Below are 18,218 nucleotides of genomic sequence, written 5' to 3' on the forward strand. Positions count from 1 at the left end.
CTCACGCGTATGTCTACACACAAGACCGGCCCCGTTCGAGAGGAACGGGGCCGGTGCCTGAACTCCGTCACCAAGAGGTCGGGACCTGGAGGAGTTTGTTCGGCGAAGAGAGCCCCCGGCCGGAGATTTTGCCGGAAACCGCCTGTGCGACCAGGGCCTTGGACACCTGTGCGGGTGTGGCCTTGGGATGGTCGGCCAGATAGAGCGCGGCCGTGCCCGCGGCGTGCGGCGACGCCATCGACGTGCCCGAGTAGGTGGCCTTGGCGTTGTCGCTCTTGTTGGACGCCGAGGTGATCGCGACGCCCGGGGCGAACAGGTCGAGGGCCGCGCCGAAGTTGGAGAAGTCCGCTCGTGCGTCCTTCTTGTCGGTCGCGCCGACCGTGATCGCCTGCTTGACGTTCGCGGGCGAGTAGAGGCTCGCCGGCAGCGCGTCGTTGCCCGCCGCGACCGTATACGTGACACCCGACTTGATCGAGTTGCGTACGGCGGCGTCGAGTGGGGCGTTGCGGTAGCCGCCGAGGCTGACGTTGGCGACCGCGGGCTTCTTCGCGTGCTTGGTCACCCAGTCGATCCCCGCGATGACCTGGGCGGTCGTGCCCGATCCCGCGTTGTCGAGGACGCGGACGGCGACGACCTCGGCCTGCTTGGCGACGCCGTATCCGGTGCCCGCGATGGTCGCGGCGACATGGGTGCCGTGGCCGTTGCCGTCGCTCGCCGTCCTGTCATTGCCGACGAAGTCCCAGCCGTAACTGGCGCGTCCGCCGAAGTCCTTGTGCGAGACGCGGATGCCGGTGTCGATCACGTACACCGTCACTCCGGCGCCCCCGGACTCCGGCCAGGTGTAGTTCTTGTCCAGCGGCAGGTTCGGCTGGTCGACGCGGTCCAGGCCCCAGGACGGCGGGTTCTTCTGGGTGTGCTCCAGGGCCACCCGGGTGTCCTGGGTGACCGACGCCACGCGGGAGTCGGCGGCGAGCAGTCTGGCCTGTCTCGCATCGGCCTTGATCGCATAGCCGTTGAGGACCGTGCCGTAGGTGTGGCTTATTTTCGCCCCATACCTCTCGGCGAGGCTCCTGCCCGCCGACGACGGGGCCTTCGTTTCCCCCTTGAGAGTCACCAGATAGCTTCCCCCGACGGAACCGGGGTCCCCGGCGCCGAGTATCTTCCCCTCCGGTGCGGCGTGCGCGGGCAGGGTGATGGCCGAAAGCGCGGCGGCACAGGTCACCGCGGTCAAGCCCCCCGCCCAGCGCAGACGCCATGTGTGCGTCCGTGCCATGGTGTGAGTTCCCCTCCTCGACTCGGCGTACCGCGGCCGTGGTGCGATGTGCTCTGCCGGGAGTCGACCGGCGTGGCCGGTACGCCAGTTGCAGCCTCTCGTGGGGTGTGAAGTCACCACAAGGACGCCTACGGGGGTGGAATCGGCCATATCGTCCATGGGTGGCGCGCGAAGGTCGCGGAAGGGTTGCGGCGATTTCCGGACCTCCTGGACCGGTCCGGCACCACCGGGTGGGGCCCGGCGGCCTGAAACGGCGCCATGGTTACGACGGCCTCGCACCGATACCGTCGATGTCGACGACGGGACGCACAACGTGGTGCGTCCGCTTCCGCACGCCTGACGAGGTGGCAATGAAGGCTATCCGTCGATTCACCGTCCGACCCGTCCTGCCCGAACCCCTCCGGCCGCTGAGCGACCTTGCGCGCAATCTGCGCTGGTCCTGGCATGCGGAGACCCGTGACCTGTTCCAGTCGGTCGATCCGGAGTGCTGGGCCGCTTCGGGCCGCGATCCCGTACGCCTGCTGGGCGATGTGCCGCCCCGGCGCCTCGCGGAGCTGGCGGAGGACCGCCGCTTCCTGCGCCGTCTGACGGCCGCCGCAGACGATCTGCACGACTACATGTCCGGTGCGCGCTGGTACCAGGCGCAGCCCGGCGAACTCCCGGCCGCCATCGCCTACTTCTCGCCCGAGTTCGGCATCACCGCGGCCCTGCCGCAGTACTCCGGGGGCCTCGGAATCCTCGCGGGCGACCATCTGAAAGCCGCCAGTGACCTGGGCGTCCCGCTGATCGGCGTGGGACTCCTGTACCGCCACGGCTACTTCCGCCAGTCGCTGTCCCGTGACGGCTGGCAGCAGGAGCACTATCCGGTCCTCGACCCCAACGAGCTGCCCGTGGGGCTGCTGAAGGAGGCCGACGGCACCCCCGCACAGGTGTCGCTGGCCCTGCCCGGCGGCAAACAGCTGCACGCCCGGATCTGGCTGGCCCAGGTCGGCCGCGTGCCCCTGCTGATGCTCGACTCCGACGTCGAGGAGAACGACCTCGGCGAACGCGGGGTGACCGACCGGCTCTACGGCGGCGGCAGCGAGCACCGGCTGCTCCAGGAGATGCTGCTGGGAATCGGCGGGGTCCGCGCGGTACGCGCCTACTGCCGGCTGACCGGCCACGCCGCACCCGAGGTCTTCCACACCAACGAGGGCCACGCCGGCTTCCTCGGCCTGGAACGGATCGCCGAACTCTGCGACGAGGGCCTGGACTTCGACTCCGGCCTGGAGTCGGTCCGCGCGGGCACGGTCTTCACCACCCACACCCCCGTCCCCGCCGGCATCGACCGCTTCGACCGCGAACTGGTCGCCCGGCACTTCGGGCCGGACGCCGAGCTGCCCCGCATCGACGTCGAACGGATCCTGCGGCTGGGCATGGAGACGTACCCGGGCGGCGAGCCGAATCTGTTCAACATGGCGGTGATGGGCCTGCGGCTGGGGCAGCGGGCGAACGGCGTCTCACTGCTGCACGGGCACGTGAGCCGGGAGATGTTCTCGGGTCTCTGGCCGGGATTCGACCCCGACGAGGTGCCCATCACCTCCGTGACGAACGGGGTGCACGCCCCGACCTGGGTCGCCCCGGAGGTCTTCCGCCTCGGTGCCCGGCAGATCGGCGCCCAGCGCACCGAGGACGCGCTGACCGTCGGCGGCTCGGACCGGTGGGACGCGGTGGGGGAGATCCCCGACCAGGACATCTGGGAGCTGCGCCGGGTGCTGCGTGAGCAACTGGTGACCGAGGTGCGGGAGCGGCTGCGGGTGTCGTGGCGCCAACGGGGCGCGGGGACCGCGGAGTTGGGGTGGATCGACGGGGTGCTGGACCCCGACGTCCTGACGATCGGATTCGCGCGGCGCGTCCCGTCGTACAAGCGCCTGACGCTGATGCTGCGCGACCGGGACCGTCTGATGGACCTGTTGCTGCATGCCGAGCGGCCGATCCAGATCGTGGTCGCGGGGAAGGCGCACCCGGCGGACGACGGTGGGAAACGCCTGGTCCAGGAGTTGGTGAGGTTCGCGGACGATCCTCGGGTCCGGCACCGGATCGTGTTCCTCCCCGACTACGGCATGGCGATGGCGCAGAAGCTCTACCCCGGCTGTGACATCTGGCTGAACAACCCGCTGCGGCCGCTGGAGGCGTGCGGGACGTCAGGGATGAAGGCGGCGCTCAACGGCTGCCTCAACCTCTCCGTCCTGGACGGCTGGTGGGACGAGTGGTTCCAGCCCGACTTCGGCTGGGCGATCCCGACGGCGGACGGCACGGGGACGGATCCCGACCACCGTGACGACGTGGAGGCGGCGGCACTGTACGACCTGCTGGAACAGCGGGTCACGCCACGCTTCTACGAGCGCGGCCAGGGTGGATTGCCGGACCGCTGGATCGAGATGGTCCGCCAGACGCTGACCCTGCTCGGCCCGAAGGTCCTGGCCGGGCGGATGGTCCGCGACTACGTGGAGCGCCTCTACACTCCGGCCGCGCACGCGCATCGCGCGATGACGCCGGAGCCGGCCCGGGAGCTCGCGGTCTGGAAGGGGCGGGTGCGGGGTGCGTGGTCCTCGGTCACCGTCGACCACGTCGAGACGTCGGTCGCCACGGCCACGGCGGAACTCGGCACGACACTCGGGCTCCGGGTGCGGGTCGGGCTCGGGGAGCTGACCCCCGAGGACGTCGAGGTGCAGGCCGTCTCCGGCCGCGTGGACGAGGAGGACCGCATCGCGGACGCGATGACCGTCCCCCTGAAGCCCGTGGGCGGGCCGGACCCGGAGGGGCAGTGGGTCTACGAGGGCCCGCTGGCCCTGGACCGCACGGGACCCTTCGGATACACCGTCCGGATTCTGCCCTCGCATCGACTGCTGGCGTCCGGGGCGGAGTTGGGGCTGGTGGCGGTGCCGTCGGAGGATGTGGTGGAGGCGGCGGGCGTGCTGATGAGGTGACCCGCGCAGGTGCCGGTCAGGCGGCTGACGCGGGCCGGGGCGGGGCTCAGTCCTCGTCCCCGCCGCTCAGTCGCCGCAGCACCACCCCGCACCGCCGCGCATAGGCATGCTGCAAGCCCCGCGTCGCCGGTCCGCCCGCTCGGGCGTACCACTTCGCGGCGCGGCTGAACGCGGAGATCGTCAGCCATACCGTGCCGTCCCCCGTCCGGTCCACGACGAAGGACTCCTCGCCGCACTCCGGGTGGCCGGAAAGCGTTCCGTAGGCCCAGCCCGCGCGACGGTGTTCCTCGACCGTCCAGACCACGCGGCAGGGGGCTTTTATGACGCCGGCCAGCGTCACCGTGACGTCGACGTCGGGGGCCGCGCGGTCCGCGGAGGCGTTGATGCCGACGCCCATCGCGCGGTGCATCTCCCAGGTCAGGACCGCTTCCGAGGCGCGGCGGAAGACCTGTTCGCCCTCGCCGATGCGGGAGCGGACGTGGAGGGGGCGGAAGCCGGGCGGGCAGAAACCGTTCCGCTGGGTGGCGCCTACGTCGTCGTACGTGAAGGACATGGGAGACAAGGGTAGGGCGGCACCCCGGAATGCCTTCGTCCCGGGTGCCGCCCAGCGAGCCCCCCTCGGGCTAGCTCACGTTGACCGCGGACCAGGCCGCGGCGACCGTCGAGTACTCCGTGCTGCTGGAGCCGTACAGGGCCGACGCCGCGCTGAGGGTCGCCGTGCGGGCGCCCGCGTACGTGGTCGTCGACGTCATGTACTCGGTCAGCGCCTTGTACCAGATCTGGACCGCCTTGGCGCGGCCGATGCCGGTGATGGTGGAGCTGTTGTAGGTCGGGGAGTTGTACGACACCCCGTTGATCGTCTTCGAACCGCTGCCCTCGGACAGGAGGTAGAAGAAGTGGTTCGCCGGACCCGACGAGTAGTGGACGTCGAGGTTCTTCAGGCTCGACGACCAGTAGTTGGCCGAGGAGCCGTCCTTGCTCGGCTGGTCCATGTAGCGCAGCGGGGTGCCGTCGCCGTTGATGTCGATCTTCTCGCCGATGAGGTAGTCGCCGACGTCGGTGGAGTTCGCCGCGTAGAACTCGACCGCCGTGCCGAAGATGTCGGACGTCGCCTCGTTCAGGCCGCCGGACTCACCGGAGTAGTTCAGGCCCGCCGTGTTCGAGGTGACGCCGTGCGTCATCTCGTGGCCGGCCACGTCCAGGGACGTCAGGGGCTTGGTGTTGCCCTCGCCGTCGCCGTACGTCATGCAGAAGCAGCTGTCGTCCCAGAACGCGTTGACGTACGCGTTGCCGTAGTGGACCCGGCTGTAGGCGGCGACGTTGTTGTTCTTGATGCCGAGACGGCCGAAGGTGTTCTTGTAGAAGTCCCAGGTGGTCTGGGCGCCGTAGGCGGCGTCCACGGCCGGGGTCTGGGAGGACGTCGAGGTCGTGGTGGAGCCGGTGCCCCACGTGTCGTCCGCGTCCGTGAACAGGGTGCCGGCCGAAGAGCTCGTGCTGCGGGCCTTGTTGTACGTCTTGTGGCCGCCGCGCGAGGTGTCGTACAGCTGGTACGTCGAACCGGAGAGGTAGGTGCCGAGCGTCACCGTGCCGGAGTACTGGCTCTTGCCGGTGCCGGTCTCGATGCCCTGGTACTCGTAGAGCTTCTTGCCGGTGGCCGCGTCGGTGATGACGTGCAGCTCGTTGGGGGTGCCGTCCTCCTGGAGGCCGCCGACGACGGTCTCGTAGGCGAGGACCGGCTTGGCGCCGTTGCCCGCCCAGATCACCTTGCGGGGCGCGTCGGAGGCCTCGGTCTTCTCCGAGCCGGCCGCCTTGGCGAGGGTCAGGGCCTGCTTCTCCGCCTTGGCGGCGGCGAGCACCGGCTTGACCGAGGCGACCTTGATGGTCTGCTTCGTCGCCTTGGTGACGCCCTGCGTGGCACCGGACTTGGCCTCGTGGACGACCAGGTCGCCACCGAGGACCGGCAGGCCCGCGTAGGTGCGCTCGTAGCGGGTGTGCACCGTGCCGTCGGCGTCCTTGACGACGTCACGGACGACCAGCTTCTCCTTGGCGCCGAGGCCTATCTCCTGGGCTGTGTCGGCCGCGGCACCCTGCTGCCGCTCGATGAGCGCGGCGCGGGCGGCCGGGGCGAGCGAGGTCGGCGCGGCGAGCGGCTTGGTACTGGTGCTCTCCGCCGGGGTCTGGGCGGCGGCGCTGCCGGTGGTCAGACCGGTGGTGAGCAGGGCTCCGGCCGCCACAGCGGTGGCGATGGCCAGAGTGGTGCGCTTGTGACGCGCGTAGACGGGGGTCACACAAGCTCCTTAGTGGGGGAGCCCGGACGGCTGTGGGGCAACCGGCCCGGGGTGGTTGTGAAGTTGTGCGGCGGGTGTGAGGAAGAGTGACATCAGGGCCGCATAAATGTCATGACCCCGTCGTGATGTTGGCCGAAAACCAGCTCCTGAGTGAACATTGCCGCAATGTAAAGCGACTTGACCTCGGCAAAGGCCCAACAAGCCCTCGGTAAGGCACTGGCAAAAAAGAGGGCGCCGCCCCGGGGAGTCGAACCACCGGGGCGGCGCCCTGTCCTTCAGCCGATCGGCACCATCCGGTCTACGGGAAGGTGAGCTTCCAGCTGTTGATGTAGCCGGTGTCGACGGCCGCGTTGTCCTGGACCCTCAACTGCCAGGTCCCGTTGGCGACTTCGGAGGACGCGTTCACCGTGTAGGTGGTGTTCAGGTTGTCCGTGCTGCCACCGGTGCCGTACGCCTTCAGCGTGTACGCCGACCCGTCGGGGGCGACCAGCTGGACCTGGAGGTCACCGATGTAGGTGTGCACGATGTCGACCGCGACCGCGAGGTTCGACGGCGCGTTGCCCGTCCGGCCGGACACGGTGATCGAGGACGTCACCGCGGCCCCGTTGTCCGGAATCGATACGTCGGCGGTGTTCTCGAAGGAGGTACCGCCACCGCCACCGCCGGGACGCGAGCCGACCGCCACGCCCGCCCAGGCGTTCTGGACCGCCGTGTACTCGGCGCTCGTCGTGCCGTACAGCTCACCCGTCGCCGCGAGGGTGCCGGTACGGGCCGCCGCGTAGTTGGTCGTGGAGGTGAACTTCGTGGTCAGCGCGCGGAACCAGATCTTCTCCGCCTTGTCGCGGCCGATGCCGGTGACCGCCAGGCCGTCCGCGGTGGGCGAGTTGTAGCTGACGCCGTTGATGGTCTTGGCGCCGCTGCCCTCGGACAGGAGGTAGAAGAAGTGGTTCGCCGGACCGGACGAGTAGTGCACGTCGGCGTTGCCGATGCTGGACGTCCAGTTGTTGTACGACGAGCCGTCCTTGCTCGGCTGGTCCATGTAACGCAGCGGCGTGCCGTCGCCGTTGATGTTGATCTCCTCGCCGATGAGGTAGTCACCCACGTCGGAGGAGTTGTTGGCGTAGAACTCGACGGTCGAGCCGAAGATGTCGGACGTCGCCTCGTTGAGACCGCCGGACTCACCGGAGTAGTTGAGGCCGGCCGTGTTCGAGGTGAGCCCGTGGGTCATCTCGTGCGCGGCCACGTCGATCGAGGTGAGCGGGTTGGCGTTGCCCGAGCCGTCGCCGTACGTCATGCAGAAGCAGCTGTCGGACCAGAACGCGTTGACGTACGCGTTGCCGTAGTGGACCCGGGAGTACGCCCCGACGCCGTCACCGCGGATACCGCTGCGTCCGTGCACGTTCTTGTAGTAGTCCCACGTCAGCGCGGCACCGTAGTGCGCGTCCGCGGCGGCCGACTCCAGGTTGGACGGGCTGCCGTTGCCCCAGATGTCGTCGGCGCCGGAGAAGAGGGTCCCGGTGCCGGAGGTGCCGCGGTTGAGGTTGTACGTCTTGTGGCCGCCTCGGGCGCCGTCCGTGAGGTTGTACGTGGACCCGGACTGCGTGGTGCCGAGGGTGACCGTGCCCGAGTACACCGTGTTGCCGGTGCCGGTCTCGATGGCCTCCCACTCGTACAGCTTCGCGCCGCTCGCCGCGTCCGTGATGACGTGCAGCTCCTGCGGGGTGCCGTCGTGCTGGAAGCCGCCCACGACCGTCTCGTACGCCAGGGTCGGCTTGCCCTCGGCGGCCCAGATCACCTTGCGCGGGGCGCTGTTGACCTCGGGGCTCTTGGCGTCCTCGGCCTTGGCGGCGCCGAGGGCCTGCGTCCGCGCCTTGGCGGCGGGCACGGCGGCCGTGGTGGTGGCCGGCTTGATGGCGGCGCGGTTCGCCTTCACGACGGCCTCGGTGGCGTCGGCCTTCGTGGACTCCACGACGAGGTCGCCGCCGAGGACGGGCAGTCCGTCGTAGGTGCGCTCGTAGCGGGTGTGGACCGTGCCGTTGCCGTCCTTGAGGACGTCACGGACGACCAGCTTCTCCTTGGCGCCCAGGCCCAGCTCCTTGGCGGTGTCCGCCTTGGTGGAGTTGGCCGTGCGGATCAGCTCGGCGCGCTGTGCGGGGGTGAGCTTGACGGACTCGGCGCCCGGTATGACCTTGCCCACGGCCGACGGTGCCTTCTCCGGGGCTGCGGACGCGGCGCCCGACTGGACGGCCGCGGCGATCAGGGCGGACACACCGACGAGGGCCACTGCGGCGGCTCGGCGGGGCATGGTGTGGGAGGTGCGTCTGTGGGAGGAACTCGCTCTCAACACTGACTCCTGCGTCTGCGGGCCGCGGGTCGCGCGGCCGGGGGAGACCGGCCGGCTGGTGGGCCGACCGGGCAGAACGGGCGTTGCGTGTGCGGGAGTTCGGCCGCGGCGCAGCACTGTGCACGTGCTGTGGGGTTGCTGTGACGGGGCCGTGGGAAGAGTCGCAGGAGTTTGCGGTTTCTGTCAGGACCGCGTCAGGAAGTTGGCCGGAAATCGTCCGTTGCCCGGTTGGTCATGTTCGCTATACGGGCAATTTGCCTGAAAGTCAGAACCGTGGGCGCCGCGCCCGAAGGTCAGGACGGCCGGTCCCCGTGCCACGAGTGCCACAGCGCCGCGTACGCCCCGCCGGCCGCCACCAGCTCCTCGTGCGAGCCGAGTTCGGTGAGCAGCCCGCCCTCCATCACCGCCACCCGGTCCGCGTCGTGCGCGGTGTGCAGCCGGTGCGCGATCGCGATGACGGTACGCCCCTCCAGTACGGCGGCCAGGGCGCGCTCGGTGTGCCGGGCGGTGGTCGGGTCGAGCAGCGCCGTGGCCTCGTCGAGGATCAGGGTGTGCGGGTCGGCCAGGACCACCCGGGCCAGGGCCAGCTGCTGGGCCTGCGAGCCGTCGGTGGGGTGACCGCCGTCGCCCAGCGCGGTGTCCAGGGCGTCGGGCAGCTCCCGTACCCAGGCGTCGGCGCCGACCGTGGCCAGCGCGGACCACAACTCCTCGTCCCCGGCGGACGGTTCGGCGATCAGCAGGTTGTCCCGGACCGAGCCCAGGAACACATGGTGCTCCTGGGTGACCAGGACGACCTGGCGGCGCAGTTGCTCGGGGCCGAGCTCCACGACGGGCACCCCGCCGACCGTCACGGTGCCCTCACTGGGCGCGTCGACACCCGCGACGAGCCGGCTCAGCGTGGTCTTCCCGGCGCCGGAAGGACCCACGACCGCGAGCCGCTCCCCGGGCCGTACCGTCAGGTCGACCCCGTGCAGCACCTCGCCGCCCCGGCCGTAGGAGTACCGCACACCGGTCACGTCGATCCGGTCGCCGGCCGGGGTGAGCGCCTTGGCCCCGGTGGCCCGCGGAGCGCGCGCCAGCCCCTCCACACGGGCGAACGAGGCACTGGCGCTCTGGAGTTGCTCGACCCGGATCAGGATCTGGTCGAGCGGGGTGATCAGCTGGTTGTAGAGAAGGGTGGCCGCCACGACCGAGCCCAGGCTCATCTCGCCGTGGGTGTGCAGAAGTCCGCCGACGATCAGGATCCCGGCGATGGGGAGGATGTACGACACCTCCACCGAAGGGAAGAACACACTGCGCAGGTAGAGGGTGTGCAGGCGGGTGCGCCGGGCTGTCTCGACGGTGTCCCTGCTCGCCCGGACCCGGCGTTCCTCCAGCCGGAGCGCCTCCACCGTACGGGCGCCCGCCGCCGTCGCCGCGACGATCTCGGCGATGTCCGAGGTGGCCGCGCCCTCGGCGAGATAGCCGTCCCTCGCCCGGCGCAGATACCAGCGCAGGGCGAACCAGATCGGCGTGAGACCGAGCACGCCCACCAGGCCCAGGACCGGGTCGATCACGAAGATGGCGGCGAGCGCGAACAGGAACCGTACGGAGTTGATGAACAGGTCGGGGCCGGCGTCGCGCAGTGTCTGGCCGACCGTGGCCACGTCGGCCGTACCGCGGGCGGTGAGGTCGCCGGTCCCCGCCCGTTCCACCACGGACGCGGGCAGGGCGAGGGAGCGGTCCACGAACTCCTCGCGGACGCGGGCGAGGGTGCGTTCGCCGAAGCGGTGGCCCACGTAGCGGGCCCAGCGGGCCAGGAGCAACTCCGCCAGCGCGCACACCAGCAGGGCGAGGGCGAGCCGGTCCACGGCGCCCGCTCCGCCGCCTCCGCGCACCTCGTCGATGATCCTGCCGAGCAGCCAGGGGCCGCCGAGGCCGGCGATCGCGGCCAGGGCGTTGAGGGAGAGGGCCACGACGAAGGCTCGGCCGTCGGCCCGGATCAGGCGGAGCGAGGCCCTGCGCACGTCCGCGGGTTCGGCGACGGGCAGGTGTCCGGACGTCACCGTACGGCCTCCTCGGAGTCGGTGTCCCTGGCGACGAGTGCGCGGTAGCCGGGGGTGGTGTCGAGGAGGTGGCGGTGGGTGCCGGACGCTACGCGCTTGGCGTTGACCAGGTAGAGGACGGTGTCCGCGCGGTCCAGGACCAGGGGGGATGTGGTGGTGACGACGGTTGTACGACCGTCGCGGGCCTTCTTGAGGCGGTCGGCCACGCGGGCCTCGGTGTGGGCGTCCAGGGCGGAGGTGGGTTCCACGGCGAGGAGGATCTCCGGGTTCGCGGCGAGGGCCCTTGCCAGGCGGATGCGTTGGCGTTGGCCGCCGGAGAGGTTGCGGGCCTGGGCGTCTATGGCGGAGTCGACGCCGTCGGGGAGGGCTTGGACTATGTCGTCGGCCACCGCTGTGTGGAGGGCTTGGGTGATATGCGCTTCAGGGGGTGCCTCGGATTGTCGTACGGCGTCTGCGGGCTCGTTGTGGCTGGTCGCGCCCCGCGGCGGAGCCGCACATTGATACAGCCCCGCGCCCCTGAGGGGCGCTGCCCTGCCGCCCACCATTTCGTACAGGGTGTCCGCGAACAGGTCCGCCTCGTGGTCCGCCACCAGGATGCGGGCGCGGATCTGCTTCAACGGGATCTCGTCCAGCGGGACTTCGCCCCAGGTCGTTCGCGACGGGGTGTACCGGCCCAGGCGGTCGATCACCGTGGCCGTGTCCGCCGGGCTCGCGCTCACCAGTGCCGTCAGACGGCCCGGACGCACCCGTACCCCCGACTCGGGATCGTGCAGTACCGACGGCTCCGCGGGGGCCGGGCGCGTGCCCGCGTCCTCCATCGGCTCCAGGCGCAGGAACCGTACGACCCGGCGTGCCGCCACCACGCCCCGGCTCAGCATGTAGCCGCACTCCACCCAGAAGGCCACCGGGCCCACCAGGACCGCGACATAGCCGTAGACCGAGACCAGCTCGCCGATGGTGATGTCGCCCCGGGCGGCGAGACGGGCCGCCAGCCAGGTCACCACGGCCAGGAACAGCGTGGGCAGCCCCACTCCGAGGGCCTGGACCCAGCTGGTGACCGCGCCGACGCGGTACCCCTGGGCGCGCAGACGCTGGGAGTCGCGGTGGAAGGCGTCCGCGACCAGGCTCTTGCCGCCGAGGCCGTTGAGGACGCGCAGACCGCCCGCGAGGTCGGCGATGCGGGCGGTGAGGACGCCCTGGCGTTCCCGGTACTCGGTCTCGGCGCCCTGGAGGCGGGTGAGGAGGGGGCCGACGAGGAGCACGATCGTCGGGATGCCGAGGAGGACCACCGCCGCGATGAGCGGGGAGACCGACACCAGCAGGCCCGCGATCACCAGGTAGGCGATGACGGCCCCGACGCCCGGGCCGACCACGGTCAGGGCCTGGGCGATCGTCTGTACGTCGCCCACCCCGATCGTGACGACCTCCCCGGCACCCGCCCGGCGCGACAGCGCGGCGCCGAGCCGGACCGCGTGGCCGACGACGACCTTCACCGTGCGGAAGTTGGCGTCCATCCGCACCCGGGTCATCGTGCGGTGCCGCATGATGCTCAGCCACGCGTTGAACGTCCCCACCACGAAGAGGGCCGCGGACCAGCCGGTCAGCGCGCCGAAGTCGCCCGGTTCCAGGCCCTCGTCGATGGCCTTGGCCATGAGGAACGGTGTCGCGGCCAGCAGCACCATCCAGGTGCTGGCGATCACCGCCCCGAGGGCGCACCGGCCCCGCTGGCACCGCACGAGCCACCACAGATACCGCCAGCCGCCCCGCGCGTCGGGCGTGCCGGGATCCTCGTACGCGTCGATCACCTGTCGTTCCCCCGTCTTCCCTACGCCAGGCTGTCCCGCCACGCCCGGTGCAGATCCGCGAACCTGCCTGTCCCCGCGATGAGTTCGGCCGGCGGGCCGTCCTCGACGATCCGCCCGTGCTCCATCACCAGCACCCGGTCGGCGATCTCGACCGTGGAGAGACGGTGGGCGATCACCACCGCCGTACGGCCGTGCAGGACCGTCGACATCGCCCGCTGCACGGCCCGTTCGCCCGGGATGTCCAGCGAGCTGGTCGCCTCGTCCAGGATGAGCACCGCCGGGTCGGCGAGCAACGCCCGCGCGAACGCGACGAGTTGACGCTGGCCGGCGGAGATGCGGCCGCCCCGCTTGCGGACGTCGGTGTCGTAGCCGTCGGGCAGGGCGCCGATGAACTCATGGGCGCCGATCGCCTTCGCGGCCCGCTCGATGTCCTCGCGGGTCGCGTCCGGGCGGCCGATGGCGATGTTGTCGGCGACCGTGCCGGAGAACAGGAAGGCCTCCTGCGTCACCATGACGACCCCGCGCCGCAGTTCGGGCACGGCCAGCTCGCGCAGATCGACCCCGTCGAGCAGGACGCGGCCCTCGGAGGGGTCGTAGAAGCGGGCCAGGAGCTTGGCCAGCGTGGACTTGCCGGCGCCCGTCGAGCCGACCACCGCGACCGTCTGTCCGGCGGGGAGGGTCAGGTCGAAGCGCGGCAGGACCTCGCCGCCGGTGCGGTAGGCGAAGCCGACGCCGTCGAAGACGACCTCACGGCCGGGGTGCTCGGACTCCCGTGCCGGAAGCGGCCGGGGCTCGGACGGCTCCGGCACCGACGGCGTCTGCGCGAGCAGGCCCGCGATCTTCTCCAGCGAGGCCGCCGCCGACTGGTACGAGTTGAGGAACATGCCGAGCCGGTCGATCGGGTCGTACAGCCGCCGCAGATACAGCACCGACGCGGCCAGCACACCGAGCTCCAGCGTGCCGCCCGCCACCCGGTAGGCGCCCCACAGCACGATCAGCGCGACGGCCGTGTTGGCGACCAGCCGGGAGCCGACGACATAGCGGGCCATCTCGATGAGCGCGTCGCCGTTGGTGCGCTCGTGCCGCTTGTTGAGCACGGCGAAGTCGGCGTCGTTGGCCGCCTCGCGGCGGAACGCGCGCACCGGGCGGATGCCGTTCATCGTCTCGACGAACTTCACGATCACGGCGGCGATCGCGGTGGAGCGCCGGGTGTACACCTCTCCCGCGCGTCGCTGGTAGACCCGGATGAGGAGATGGAGCGGCACGAACGACGCCACCGCCACCGCGCCCAGGCCCAGGTCCAGCCAGAGCAGCAGCGCCGAGATGTAGACGAACGACAGGACGACCGTCACCAGCTCCTGGAGGCCCTCGCTCAGGAGTTCGCGCAGCGACTCGACGTCCGCGGTGGAGCGGGAGATGAGCCGGCCCGAGGCGTAGCGCTCGTGGAAGTCGACGCTGAGGGCCTGCGCATGACGGAAGATACGGCCGCGCAGATCCAGGAGCACATCCTGGTTGACCCGGGCCGAGGCGAGGATGAACACGTACTGGAGTCCGCCCGCGGCCAGCGCGCACAGCAGATAGCCGACGCCCACGGCGATCAGCGGGCCGTGCCGGTCCTCGCGGAACGCCGGCACGGCGCTGTCGATCGCGTACGCCACCAGCAGCGGGCCCGTCTGCACCGCCGCCTGCTGGAGCAGCAGCAGAAGCGTGGCGCCGAGGACGCGGGCCCGCATCGGCGCGAGCAGGGAGCGCAGCAGGACGGAGGTCGCGCGGGGCGGGGTGGGCAGGACGTCGCGGTCGAAGGGATCACCGCCGCCGGCGGCCTTGTGGACGTCCGGTTCCTCGTCGGCGGTGGCGGGCGCGGCCGTCGTCGGCGCCGTCATCGGTTCTCCTCCGTCTCCCCGGACCCCGACATGAGGTGGGCGTACTCGGCGTTCGTGCGCAGCAGTTCGTGGTGGGTGCCCACGGCGGTGATCCGGCCGCCGGACAGCAGCGCTACCCGGTCGGCGAGCAGCACGGTCGAGGGCCGGTGCGCCACGATGAGCGCGGTGGTCTCGGCGAGCACCTCCCGCAGCGCGGCTTCCACGGCGGCCTCGGTGTGCACGTCCAGCGCCGACAGGGGGTCGTCGAGCACCAGGAAACGGGGCCGGCCGACCACGGCCCTGGCGAGGGCGAGCCGCTGCCGCTGTCCGCCGGAGAGGCTCAGGCCCTGCTCGCCGACCTGGGTGCCGGTGCCCTGGGGGAGGGCGTGCACGAACTCGGCCTGGGCGACGGCGAGGGCGCGGTCCAGGTCGCCTTCCTCGTCGCCCATCAGCACGTTCTCGCCGACGCTGGCGGAGAAGAGGGTGGGCTCCTCGAAGGCGACGGCGACGAGTTCGCGCAGCGTTTCCCTCGGGAGGGCGGTGATGTCCCGGCCGTCGAGCGTGATGCGGCCGGAGGTGAGCTCGTGGAGGCGGGGGACGAGCGCGGTGAGGGTGGTCTTGCCGCTGCCGGTGGCGCCTACCAGGGCCATGGACTCGCCGGGGCGTATGTGGAGGTCTACGCGGTCGAGGACGGGTGGCGAGTCTTCGGGGGCGTCGGGGTAGCGGAAGACGACGTGGTCGAACCGCAGCCCCATGTCCTCCCGGCCGGCGTCGGCCGCGGCCACCGCGGCGTCCTCCGGCGTCTCGTCCATCACCTCGAAGTATCGTTCCGTCGCGCTCGCCGCGTCCTGGCTGATCGCCAGCAGGAAGCCGATCGAGTCGACGGGCCACCGCAGCGCCAGAGCCGTGGAGAGGAAGGCGACCAGGGTCCCCGCCGACAGGTCCCCGTCGGCCACCTGCACCGACCCCAGCACCAGCGCCGCCCCGATGGCGATCTCCGGCAGCGTCACGATGACACCCCAGATCGCCGCGAGCAGCCGGGCCTTGCGCAGCTCCGTCCCGCGCAGGGTCCCCGACAGCTCACGGAACGCCTGCGCCTGGCTCCGGTGCCGCCCGAAGCCCTTGATGACGCGGATGCCGAGCACGCTCTCCTCGACGACCGTCGTCAGATCGCCGACCTGGTCCTGGGCGAGCCGCGCCACATGGAAGTACCGCCGCTCGAAGAGGACGCAGGTGACGATCACGGGCACGGCGGGCCCCAGGATCACCAGGCCGAGCGTCCAGTCCTGGAGCAGCATGATGGTCACACCGATGAGGATCGTGACCCCGTTGACCAGCAGGAACGTCAGCGGGAACGCCAGGAACATCCGCACCAGCATCAGGTCGGTGGTGCCGCGCGACAGGAGCTGTCCCGACGCCCACCGGTCGTGGAACGACACCGGCAGCCGCTGCAGATGCCCGTACAGATCCGCCCGCATCTCCGCCTCGACACGCGACAGCGGCCGGGCCACCAGCCACCGCCGCAGCCCGAACAGCAGCGCCTCCCCGAGCCCGAGCAGCAGCAGGAACAGCGCGCCGAGCCACACGCCCGCCGGATCCCGGCCGGCGACCGGCCCGTCCACCATCCACTTCAGGACGAGCGGGATCACCAGCCCCGTACAGGACGCGAGGACCGCCACGAACGCGGCGGTGAACAGCCGCGCCCGGACCGGCCGGACATACGGCCACAGGCGCAGCAGAGTACGGACGGCGGAGTGTTCCTCGGCGGTTGCACGTGTCGTGGGCATCAACGGCGAGCCTACGGACCGGCACTGACAACGACGACCGAGTTTTGGCCGGACCGCGATCGGCCGTCGGTCCTACGACCTGCGCGTTCGGTCCGCCGTACAGCACCGTCGTACCCCGGCGTCAACCGATCGGTCGATGCCGTTCCGAGCGCGATGGCCGATGTGCGCACGGCCCGCCCACCGCGACGCTGATGCCATGTCCGTCATCGAAGTCACCGATCTGCGCAAGTCCTACGGCGGCCGGCCCGTCGTGGACGGGGTCTCCTTCGCCGTCGAGGAGGGCGAGATCTTCGGCGTCCTCGGCCCGAACGGAGCCGGCAAGACCACCACCGTCGAGTGCGTCGAGGGCCTGCGCGTTCCGGACGCCGGCCGCGTCCGCGTCGCCGGCCTCGACCCGGTCGCCGACCACGAGCGGGTCACCCGCGTCCTGGGCGCCCAGCTCCAGCAGAGCGAGCTCCAGGCCAAGCTGACCGTGCGCGAGGCCCTGGAGCTGTACGCCGCGTTCCACACGAGGCCCGCCGACTGGCGCCCCCTCGCTGAGCGCCTCGGTCTGACCGGCAAGCTGACCACCCGGTTCGGCAAGCTGTCCGGTGGCCAGAAGCAGCGCCTGTTCATCGCGCTCGCCCTCATCGGCGACCCCCGGGTCGTCGTCCTCGACGAGCTGACCACCGGCCTCGATCCGCGCGCCCGCCGCGACACCTGGGAGCTCATCGAGGAGATCCGCGCGAGCGGCGTCACCGTCCTGCTCGTCACGCACTTCATGGAGGAGGCACAGCGCCTCTGCGACCGGATCGCGGTGATCGACAAGGGCCGTGTCGCCGCCCTGGACACCCCGGCCGGACTCGTCCGGCGCTCGGCGGGCGCCACCGTCATCAGCTTCACCCCGTCCGCCCCGCTCGACGCACGCGACCTCGACGCGCTGCCCGCGCTCGCCTCGATCGAGCACCGGGACGGCCGCGTCACCCTCTCCGGCACCGACGAGACCGTCAACGCCGTCATCACCCTGTTGGCCCGCCACCACATCACCGCCCACCAACTCCGCGTCACCGACGCCACACTGGACGACGCGTTCCTCGACCTGACCAGGGAGGCGGCGGCATGAACACCGCGGTGCTCAAGACCGAGACCCGCCTGCTGGGCCGTGAGCCGGGCGCCCTCTTCTGGATGCTGGGGTTCCCGACCCTGCTGCTGGTGATCCTGGGCTCGATCCCGGCCTTCCACGACCACGAGGCCGACCTCGGGGGCCTGCGGACCATCGACGTCTACGTCCCCGTGGCCGTCCTGCTCGGCCTCATCGTCGGAGGCATCCAGGCGATGCCCCAGACCCTGACCGGCTACCGGGAGCGCGGCATCCTGCGCCGGATGTCCACCACACCGGTACGGCCGTCCGCCCTGCTCACCGCCCAGATGCTGGTGTACGGCGCCGCCGCCCTCACATCCGCGCTGCTGGCCCTGGCCGTCGGCCGGGTCGCCTTCGGCGTGGCGCTGCCCGAGCAGCCCCTCGGCTATCTGCTCGCCCTGCTCCTGGCCGTCCTGGCCGCCCTCGCGCTCGGAGCGGTCATCTCCGCGCTGTCCCGCACGACGAAGATCGCCGGCGCCCTTGGATCCGTCGTGTTCTTCCCGGCGATGTTCTGCGCGGGGGTGTGGATACCGGTGCAGGTCATGCCGGACACGCTGGCCGACATCGTCGGCCTCACCCCCTTCGGGGCGGCCTCCCAGGCGCTGAACCAGGCGGCGGCGGGCGACTGGCCCGGCTGGGGCCACCTGGGCGTGGTCGCCGCCTGGACGGTGCTGCTCACCGCCGGCGCCGCGCGCTGGTTCCGCTGGGAGTGAGGGCGGAGGCCG

11 protein-coding genes are annotated in these 18,218 nt (G+C 71.2%); 3 read left to right on the forward strand and 8 right to left on the reverse strand.

The window, feature by feature from the left end:
• Nucleotides 1-67: 67 nt before the first annotated feature.
• The gene (locus HLK59_RS19655; protein ID WP_171142775.1) at nucleotides 68-1,273 is read right to left on the reverse strand and encodes a S8 family peptidase; all 1,206 of its coding nucleotides are present in this window, start codon (nucleotides 1,271-1,273) and stop codon (nucleotides 68-70) included.
• 350 nt (nucleotides 1,274-1,623) lie between these two features.
• Between HLK59_RS19655 and HLK59_RS19660 the strand changes: the two genes are divergently transcribed.
• Nucleotides 1,624-4,242 (forward strand): glycosyltransferase family 1 protein, encoded by a 2,619-nt coding sequence (locus tag HLK59_RS19660; RefSeq protein ID WP_171142776.1) that lies wholly within the window; start codon nucleotides 1,624-1,626, stop codon nucleotides 4,240-4,242.
• Between the two features lie 46 nt (nucleotides 4,243-4,288).
• Here the strand turns inward: HLK59_RS19660 and HLK59_RS19665 are convergent, their stop codons facing one another.
• The 7 genes from HLK59_RS19665 to HLK59_RS19695 form a co-directional block, all read right to left on the reverse strand.
• Nucleotides 4,289-4,795: a DUF1990 domain-containing protein gene (locus tag HLK59_RS19665; protein ID WP_171142777.1), complete on the reverse strand. Its 507-nt coding sequence runs from the start codon at nucleotides 4,793-4,795 to the stop codon at nucleotides 4,289-4,291.
• Between the two features lie 70 nt (nucleotides 4,796-4,865).
• Entirely contained in the window at nucleotides 4,866-6,530 is a 1,665-nt protein-coding gene (locus HLK59_RS19670; RefSeq protein ID WP_171142778.1) for a M4 family metallopeptidase, read from the reverse strand.
• Nucleotides 6,531-6,828: 298 nt separating this feature from the next.
• Nucleotides 6,829-8,835 carry a M4 family metallopeptidase gene (locus HLK59_RS19675; RefSeq protein ID WP_240982520.1) on the reverse strand — a complete coding sequence of 669 codons (2,007 nt, stop codon included), beginning with the start codon at nucleotides 8,833-8,835 and terminating at the stop codon, nucleotides 6,829-6,831.
• A 332-nt stretch (nucleotides 8,836-9,167) separates the two neighbouring features.
• Nucleotides 9,168-10,919 (reverse strand): ABC transporter ATP-binding protein, encoded by a 1,752-nt coding sequence (locus tag HLK59_RS19680; protein WP_171142780.1) that lies wholly within the window; start codon nucleotides 10,917-10,919, stop codon nucleotides 9,168-9,170.
• On the reverse strand, nucleotides 10,916-12,724 hold the full coding sequence (locus HLK59_RS19685) for an ABC transporter ATP-binding protein (protein WP_171142781.1): 1,809 nt from the start codon (nucleotides 12,722-12,724) through the stop codon (nucleotides 10,916-10,918). The genes HLK59_RS19680 and HLK59_RS19685 overlap by 4 nt, the downstream gene beginning before the upstream one ends.
• 20 nt (nucleotides 12,725-12,744) lie before the next feature.
• Nucleotides 12,745-14,607 carry an ABC transporter ATP-binding protein gene (locus tag HLK59_RS19690; protein ID WP_171142782.1) on the reverse strand — a complete coding sequence of 621 codons (1,863 nt, stop codon included), beginning with the start codon at nucleotides 14,605-14,607 and terminating at the stop codon, nucleotides 12,745-12,747.
• A complete protein-coding gene (locus HLK59_RS19695; RefSeq protein ID WP_171142783.1) occupies nucleotides 14,604-16,373 on the reverse strand; it encodes an ABC transporter ATP-binding protein in 1,770 nt (589 codons plus the stop codon). Before HLK59_RS19695 ends, HLK59_RS19690 begins: the two co-directional genes overlap by 4 nt.
• Nucleotides 16,374-16,569: 196 nt before the next feature.
• Between HLK59_RS19695 and HLK59_RS19700 the strand changes: the two genes are divergently transcribed.
• Together HLK59_RS19700 and HLK59_RS19705 are read left to right on the forward strand one after the other, a co-directional pair.
• The gene (locus tag HLK59_RS19700) at nucleotides 16,570-17,475 is read left to right on the forward strand and encodes an ABC transporter ATP-binding protein (protein WP_171142784.1); all 906 of its coding nucleotides are present in this window, start codon (nucleotides 16,570-16,572) and stop codon (nucleotides 17,473-17,475) included.
• Entirely contained in the window at nucleotides 17,472-18,206 is a 735-nt protein-coding gene (locus HLK59_RS19705; protein ID WP_171142785.1) for an ABC transporter permease, read from the forward strand. The genes HLK59_RS19700 and HLK59_RS19705 overlap by 4 nt, the downstream gene beginning before the upstream one ends.
• The last annotated feature ends 12 nt before the right edge of the window (nucleotides 18,207-18,218 follow it).

The organism is Streptomyces sp. S3(2020) (assembly GCF_013044505.1).
Lineage (GTDB): Bacteria > Actinomycetota > Actinomycetes > Streptomycetales > Streptomycetaceae > Streptomyces.